Here is an 8477-nt window from a genome sequence, read left to right as displayed (position 1 = left end):
TCCCCACTGCTGCCTCCCGTAGGAGTCTGGGCCGTATCTCAGTCCCAGTGTGGCTGATCATCCTCTCAGACCAGCTACCGATCGAAGCCTTGGTGAGCCATTACCTCACCAACAAGCTAATCGGACGCGGGCCCATCCCTCGGCGATAAATCTTTCCCCCATAGGGAATATACGGTATTAGCCACCGTTTCCCATGGTTGTCCCGTACCGAAGGGCAGGTTCCCACGCGTTACTCACCCGTTCGCCACTGCCCGCTATCCCGAAGGATAACTTCTCGTTCGACTTGCATGTGTTAGGCCTGCCGCCAGCGTTCGTCCTGAGCCAGGATCAAACTCTCAAGTTGAATGTTCGCCTCTTCACCAATTCCGAAGAACTGATTCCGAGGTGAATTAACGTGTTCCCACGCAAACGCACGCTCGCTGCGCCTTCGCCCAAAGCAACCGCCTTAAACCAAGACGCATCGAACCATTTGCGTCGGCAGCGTCAAATCAACGCCGCCCACGCATCTCTTCCAATTCACAATGTCAAAGAGCAGTTCGCGCCACGGCCCTTGCGGTCCGTGACGCGTGGTGGGTTATTACGCCCCGCCCCGATCAAAGTCAAGATTTACTCGCTGACTCTAGCCAAAAAGTTTCTGGTTCATACAATCCGCAATCTCACGCGTAGACGACACTAGAATTAGGCAACTTGATAAACCGGACCGGCCATCAGTCCGGAGTTCTGGGATAGTAGGAGACAAAAACATGTGCAAAGTTGAAAAAAACGCGTGAAGTGTAAGAAATTATTGACAAAATTCTGTTACAAAAGCATGGTTAATCAATCTAGGAATAGTTCGGTTTACGAGCCGGGCTCGGGCCTGGGGCGCTATAATGTTTCAACAAAACTAATCTGTTTCGCTCAGCGACCTCAGATTTAAGGTAATGATATCAATATAATGCGACATCTGGATAGGATTTGGGTGGCGCGTGCTGCGATCACTTGCGCTCTCATACTCACCGCCTCCGCGTTTGGTACGGTTTCGCCGTCTAATGGCAAACTAGGCTTCTCTCCTGCACACGCGGCGGCGTCTCAAAACGGAAATTCGACCGATAGCGTTATCAGACAGAGCGTCCGAAAAGGCGACACGCTGATCGAATTGCTCAAATCAGCCGGCGCGACGCAGAGAAACGCAGCCGCCGCTGTTCAGGCTCTTAAGAAGCTCTTCGATCCCAGAAAGCTCCGCGTCGGCCAACACATTATAATGCGATTTGAATCTGGCCATGGTGAGGCCACGCAGCTGACCCTATTCTCTGTCCAACTCACCACCAACCGCTTTGTAGAAGTGTCACGCGGCGCCGACGAAAAATACCGCGCGCGGCGCACCAGCCAGCGCTGGTCGCAAGAAATCGACGCTGCTGACCAGCATCGCGAAGGTGGCGTCATCACGCTTGTGGCGCGCTCTGGAAGTACGATTGGCAATATGCTGCACGCAATGAATTTCCAAGGGCGCGATATAGACCGTGCGACGAAAGCGCTCGGTACCCTGTTCAATCCCAAGAAATTGCGTGTCGGTCAAAAAATATCGATTTTACAAGGCGCGACACGTTCCGACGGGAAGTTGACCCTAATCGGTGTGGCGGTTCACATAAAAAGTGGCGGCGTCGTTCAGGCGCGTCGCGACGGAAATGACGGCTTCTCCGCTCACCGCCTGCCTACGCTGGCGCTTGCAGATGCGATTGACAACAGTATTATACCGGCCGACACCATTTCACGGCCTGTCGCAGGTGAGCGCCATAAACTGCGGGTCACCAAGGGTGCGACGTTAATGGGCCTGCTGACGGCGCAACACGTCGCTCCAGCCGAGGCCTATCAGGCAGTCAGCGTCCTCACAGAAGTTTTTGACCCCAGACGGCTGCGCGAAGGACAGTTCATTTATGTGATCGTCACCGAAAACGATAAGGGCAATCCGGAGTTACAGGGCCTATCGATCGCGATAAGCGGTATGCGCCATGCCACAATCCAGCGCGGACCCTCTGGCCGATTTACCAGCGGGCTCGCGCGCGCGCCCATCGATAGTTTGGCTGATATCTCGCCGGCCGCCAAAACGCCGGCGGCTAAGCCAAACTCAAGTGCACCAATGACAGAGACGACCGTTCTAGGTGAACCGGATGCGCAGACTCGGGAGGGTCAGCAATCCGCGACCGCGCCAAGAAACCAAACGCCCGCGGCCGAAGTCATGCAAATCGAGGGGAATATCAATGCCGTGACGATCCTGGTGGACCGGGGCGACACGCTGATGGCAATTCTGCGCAGCGAAGGCATCGACCGCCACGAAGCGGATCGCGCTATTCGCGCTTTGGGTAATTTGTTTAATCCGCGCCGTCTGCGCGAAGGCCAACAAATTACTTTTGCCACGCGCGCCGACAATTCTGGCGCCCTTACGCTAGAAGGATTCAGCATCAAAATTGGCAAGGATCGTCACATCGAAGTTCTAAGAACTGGTGCTAAGAATTTCACCTCGGCTAAAGTCACCGAACCCAATTTTACAACGCGCACCGACATAGCCGCTAAGAGCCAGCCGGACGGAAAAGCCAACACAAATAGCAGCGCTCAATTAACGCCACGCCCGGGTCAAGGCCAGGCGATGAAGGGTGCAATGATTGCCGCTGCGGCGCCGGCGGAGCAAGAATTGATTGCCGACCCTGCTCGTGTGTGGCCGCTTCTAAACAGCGCGACGAACGCCAAGAACGCCCTTTCGTTCCCAGCCTCGCAAAAGAAACAAGCCGCTGCGGACGGTTTCACCCGCAAGGCCGTCATGATCGGCAAGGGAGATACTTTGTTCGTGGCGCTCACCAAAGCCGGAAGCGCTGCCGGGGATGCAGAAGCGGCCATTGCGGCTTTTCGCACCGTACACAACCCGCGCAGTCTGCAAATAGGGCAAACCCTGACACTCGCATTCGAACCCATGGTGGATGAGAATGAGGCACCGGCACTGCGGCTCGCAGAAATTGCTCTGGATGTCGCTCCCGACCGCGACATATTGGTAGCCCGCCAGGACGACGACCGTTTTCACGCCAGCGAAATCGCCCGCGATTTGGTACGCCGGCTGGAAAAAGCCGAGGGCGTCATTCAAACCAGCCTTTACGATGCGGCGACGGAAGCTGGGTTGCCGATCAGTATCCTGATGGAAATGGTGCAAATATTCAGTTTTGATGTCGATTTTCAGCGTGAGATTCAAAAAGGCGACAAATTTGAAGTTCTCTACGAAAACCTATTGAACGACGATGGCGAAACCGTGGCGCTCGGCCCGGTTCTTTTTGCAGCTCTGAGTGTGAACGGCAATTTGATCGGCCTTTACCGCCATGAGCCCGGAAACGGTCCAGTTGATTACTTCAACATCAAAGGACAGAGCGCGCGCAAGGCTCTGATGCTGACGCCTATCAATGGCGCCAGCCTATCTTCCGGCTACGGCATGCGGCGCCATCCGGTGCTCGGCTATAACAAGATGCATCGTGGGCTGGATTTCTCGGCGCCGCGGGGCACGGCCATCGTCGCTGCAGGCGATGGCGTCATTGAGCTCGCTGGCCGCAACGGCTCCTACGGCAACTATATCCGCATTCGCCACAACGGAACTTATCAAACCGCCTATGCTCATATGAAGGGCTTTGCCCGTGGCATCAGGGCCGGCAAGCGCGTGCGTCAGGGCCAAACCATCGGTTATGTGGGCACCACCGGCCGCTCGACCGGCCCGCATCTGCATTACGAAGTTTTGCGCGGCGGCACGCAGATGAATCCACGCCGTCTTAAACTTCCGACTGGGCAAAAACTCGCGGGCACGGAGCTAGCTCAGTTCGAGCAACAGGTGCGTAAGATCCGTGTCTTGATAGCTGAAGTCCCAAGCGCCCAAAAAATAGCCAGCCAATAAAAAATCGGGAATTCACACCGTAAAAGTTAAATCTCTCTTACTCGAGGGCAAGAGCAGATGAAGAGACGGGGTGAACTTGGGGCGCTTTGGCGCGGTTTGCTCTCTTCTCTCATCCGACCCTTCTTCCCGGCTGCGGAGAAAGGCCGTACCACGTTGAGGATTGCTGAATTACTCTAAGCGGCGCTCAAGGCCTCTTCGGAATTTCCCACCACGATGCTCAATCCAATTTCGCCGGGTGCGGCGCGAATGATTTGACCATCCGTCACCTTACCCTCGAGAATGAGATTGGCGATCGGATCCTGCAAATAGCGCTGGATGACACGCTTGAGCGGCCGGGCGCCATACACCGGGTCATAGGCCGTCTCGGCGAGCCAAGAGCGGGCCGCCGGCAAAAGCTCAAGCGTGAGTTTGCGCTCGGCCATCCGCGCCGCCAATCCGGCGACCTGGATGTCGACAATGGCGTCCATATTCTCGCGGCTGAGACGATGGAAAAGTATGATTTCGTCCAACCGGTTGAGAAATTCCGGCCTGAATGCGGTGCGGACGATTTCCATAACTGGTTCGCGCACGGCTTCCGATTCCTCACCGTCCGGCTGTGCCGCCAAAAGTTCGGCGCCCAAATTCGACGTCATGATGATCACGGTATTGCGAAAATCCACCGTGCGGCCCTGACCGTCCGTCAGGCGTCCATCATCTAGCATCTGTAACAAAACATTGAAGACGTCGGGATGCGCCTTTTCCATCTCATCGAAGAGAACGACCTGATAAGGCCGACGGCGCACGGTTTCGGCCAGAACGCCGCCTTCTTCATAGCCGACATACCCGGGCGGTGCCCCCAGTAGACGGGCGACCGAGTGTTTCTCCATATATTCGGACATGTCGATTCGCAGGATCGCGTTTTCATCGTCAAACATGAACTCGGCCAATGCTTTTGCGAGTTCGGTCTTGCCCACGCCTGTGGGGCCAAGGAACATGAAGGAGCCGATCGGCCGGTCGCTGTCCTGAAGGCCGGCACGTGCTCGCCGGACAGCGTTGCTCACGGCAATCACGGCCTCGTCCTGGCCAACCAACCGATGGCGCAGGCCATCCTCCATGTGAATCAGTTTTTCACGCTCCCCCTCGAGCATTTTCTCAACCGGAATTCCGCTCCAGCGCGCGACCACGGAGGCGATCTGTTGTTCGCCGACCGCTTCGTTCAACATGCGTTCTTTTTCGCCAACTTCAAGTTCGACCAGCTTGCGCTCAAATTCCGGGATTACGCCATATGACAACTCTCCGGCACGCGCCAGGTCGCCATTGCGCTGGGCGATTTCAAACTCGCTCCGCGCGGCGTCGAGCTGCTCTTTAATTTTCTGCCCCCCAGCCAACCGATCCTTGTCGGCCTGCCACACTGCGGCTAGCTCGGTCGAGCGACCCTCCAATTCGAATAGTTCTTCTTCCAAATTCTCGAGCCTATCCGCCGAGGCGGAATCCTTTTCCTTTTTCAGCGCCTCACGCTCGATTTTGAGCTGAATGATGCGTCTGTCTAGTTCATCGAGCTCTTCTGGCTTGCTGTCGAGTTCCATGCGTAAGCGGCTTGCCGCTTCATCCATCAGGTCGATGGCCTTGTCCGGCAAAAAGCGGTCCGTGATATAGCGGTTGGAGAGCGTCGCCGCCGCCACCAAAGCGCTATCGGAAATTCGTACACCGTGATGCACCTCATACTTTTCCTTCAAGCCACGCAAGATCGAGATTGTATCCTCGACATTCGGCTCCGCAACGAACACCGGTTGGAAACGGCGCGCCAATGCGGCGTCCTTTTCTACATGTTTGCGATATTCATCCAAGGTCGTGGCGCCGACGCAATGCAACTCGCCGCGCGCCAAGGCCGGCTTGAGCAGGTTCGATGCATCCATCGAACCCTCTGCCGCGCCCGCGCCGACAATGGTGTGCATTTCGTCTATGAACAGAACGATTTCACCGTTGGACGCCGTTACCTCGGACAATACCGCCTTCAGCCTCTCCTCGAACTCGCCGCGAAATTTCGCGCCGGCAATGAGAGCGCCGAGATCGAGCATCAACAGCTTCTTTTCTTTGAGTGATTCGGGGACATCGCCATTGACGATCCTAAGCGCTAGCCCCTCAACGATCGCGGTCTTGCCCACACCGGGCTCGCCAATCAAGACTGGATTGTTCTTGGTTCTACGCGACAGAACTTGAATGGTGCGCCGGATCTCTTCATCGCGTCCAATCACCGGGTCAAGCTTGCCTTCACGCGCCGCTTCCGTCAGGTCGCGGGCAAATTTCTTTAAGGCCTCGAAAGAATCCTCGGCGCTGGCACTCTGGGCGGTACGCCCTTTGCGCAAATCGTTGATGGCGGAATTCAGTGCCTGAGCGGTCAAACCCGCCTCGGCCAGGATTGTCCCCGACGGCGTTCCAGTCGCCAACGTCAGAGCCAGCAACAAACGTTCGACCGTGACGAAGCTATCGCCGGATTTTTTTGCGATTTCCCGGGCGCCCTCAAACAGGCGCGCGGTCTCAGGCGCAAGATACACCTGCCCTGCTCCATCACCTTCGACTTTTGGCAACTTATCGAGTGCGACGTTGACGTCTCGAAGAGCGTCTTCTGGGCGGCCGCCTGCGGCGCGAATTAGATTTGCAGCCAAGCCCTCCTTATCTTCGAGAATGACTTTCAGGAGGTGCTCGGGGGTAAACCGTTGGTGGCCGCTTCGCACTGCCAGCCCTTGCGCTGACTGTACAAAACCACTCGAACGTTCCGTGTAATTTTCGAAATCCATGCTGCCCTACTCCGATTGGCCGCCGCGCTTCATGAGCCGGTATTCTTACCGCACTCGTAACTTTGAAACCTGGGCGCCTGTTCAGACAATAACTATGAATTCAATATGGGAATTGGAAAGCGCCTCGCAAGGGTGTGCGCGCAGTAAAATCCTTAATTCCGGGATTCTCGCTCAATCGCATTCGGGTTGATGGCGAGAATATATGCCGGTTTAGGCGACTGGAGCGTCCGACTCAGAATTATTCAGATCGTTTTCCTCGCCAGACAAATGTTGTTCCTGCTCGTCTGCAGCGCCCGTGCGCTCACCGTCCGACAGTTCCTCTTGATCGGCGCCTTCTGCCCCGACAGGTTGAGGAGCTTGAAACTCGCTCTCCTGTTCCGGATGCCGATTCTGAGGCTGACCTTGGGGGCGAACGCTTCGTTGCTCTAAACCACCGCTGGCCACCATCACGCGGTAATAATGTTCCGCATGCTGGAAATAGTTTTCCGCTGCCACTCGATCTCCAAAGGTCAGCGCGTCGCGTCCCATTGCCTGATATTTTTCGATCACCTGAAACGCAGTGCCGCGAATTTTACCTTGCGGGCCACTACTTTCGAAATTTGAGTTGCGTCCGCCGTTCGGGCGGCGCCCGTTTCCGCGGTGACCTCGCGGACGCTTCGTTGGCTGAACTGGCTTCATATTAATGTCTCATTTTATCAGTTCGAACGATTTGTTCGCCCACAACGCCACGAACTTGCGGCGATATTATTTAAATATTGGGACTAGTTCCCGGCCTGTGCGGCTGGAAGTGGGGTGGTAACGATGGACGCTTTCACATCCGCGTACGCCACAGCCAACTTGACCCTAGCTAGGATTACTTAGTTTTCAACCCCTATTTTTCCAATGCATGTTCAAGTGGTTGTCTGTTAACCAATTCTTTCGCGCCACTATTGTTAAGTGCCAGCCAACTCAAAAACACCGCAACGCTCGATACCAGCCAAATCCTTCCGCCGTTCGCATTCGAACAAGCCGGAGCTGCAAATAATAGCCGCGGCCTCCTCTGCCATACCGGCGCCGAATTCAACAAATACGCGCCCGGCCGGGGTCAGCAGGCGGGAAAATTCAGGCGCTAACGCGCGGTACGCCTCGTCTCCGCGTGGGCCGGCGAAGAGAGCCTCGGCGGGCTCATAGTCTCTAACGTCCGGCATTATCGCAGCCCGTTCGCCGGCCGCGACATAGGGCGGGTTGGCAATAATAAGGTCGAACGGCGGCGCCAAAGCATCTCCCCATGAGCCTGCAACAAAATGGACCCGTGTCGATACATCGTGGCGCGCCGCGTTGCGCCGGGCGACCGTTAACGCAGCAAAACTGCGGTCCACGCCGAAGCCCATGGCCAATGGTATTTCCGTCAGCAGCGAAACCAATAGACAGCCGCTCCCGATTCCGAAATCGAGAATGCGCGGGCATTCATGCCCAGCCTGATTCGTGAAGTGAAGCACCGCTTCGATCAATGTTTCGCTGTCCGGGCGAGGGATCAGTGTATCGCGAGTAACTTCAAAAGAGAGTCCCCAGAATTCCCGCTCGCCGATGAGATAGGCAATTGGCTCGCGCGCGCGCCGGCGCCGCGCCAGCCCGATCAGCTCGGTCAGCGCGGGTTCTTCGATCTCGCTCCGATGACAGAGCAGCAATCGCTCGCGCGACAGACCCGTGACGTGACGAAGAAGAATTCTGGCCTCGTGCCGGGGCTGCTCGATTCCGCCTCCCTGTAGGAGAGACGCGACTTGCCGCAAGGCCTCTTCTACCGTGGCCACCACTTC

The 8477-nt window shown here is 56.4% G+C and carries 4 protein-coding genes and 1 rRNA gene; 1 reads left to right on the top strand and 4 read right to left on the bottom strand.

From position 1 onward, the window contains the following. Positions 1-343, bottom strand: a 16S ribosomal RNA gene (locus O3A94_10540); the annotation flags it as partial. Between the two features lie 897 nt (positions 344-1240). Here O3A94_10540 and O3A94_10535 point away from each other — a divergent pair. Further along, a complete protein-coding gene (locus O3A94_10535; protein ID MDA1356692.1) occupies positions 1241-3904 on the top strand; it encodes a peptidoglycan DD-metalloendopeptidase family protein in 2664 nt (887 codons plus the stop codon). A gap of 173 nt (positions 3905-4077) precedes the next feature. On the opposite strand, the gene clpB is transcribed toward O3A94_10535, so the two are convergent. The 3 genes from clpB to prmC form a co-directional block, all read right to left on the bottom strand. Further along, positions 4078-6681 carry an ATP-dependent chaperone ClpB gene (gene clpB / locus O3A94_10530; protein MDA1356691.1) on the bottom strand — a complete coding sequence of 868 codons (2604 nt, stop codon included), beginning with the start codon at positions 6679-6681 and terminating at the stop codon, positions 4078-4080. A gap of 210 nt (positions 6682-6891) precedes the next feature. Then, on the bottom strand, positions 6892-7359 hold the full coding sequence (locus tag O3A94_10525; GenBank protein ID MDA1356690.1) for a DUF4167 domain-containing protein: 468 nt from the start codon (positions 7357-7359) through the stop codon (positions 6892-6894). A 254-nt stretch (positions 7360-7613) separates the two neighbouring features. Further along, on the bottom strand, positions 7614-8474 hold the full coding sequence (gene prmC, locus O3A94_10520; GenBank protein ID MDA1356689.1) for a peptide chain release factor N(5)-glutamine methyltransferase: 861 nt from the start codon (positions 8472-8474) through the stop codon (positions 7614-7616). Positions 8475-8477 lie beyond the last annotated feature (3 nt).

The sequence above is a fragment of the Pseudomonadota bacterium genome, from assembly GCA_027624955.1.
Classification (GTDB): domain Bacteria; phylum Pseudomonadota; class Alphaproteobacteria; order UBA828; family UBA828; genus PTKB01.
The sequence above is the reverse complement of the archived record's forward strand: the minus strand, read 5'-3'. Positions and strand labels throughout refer to the sequence as shown.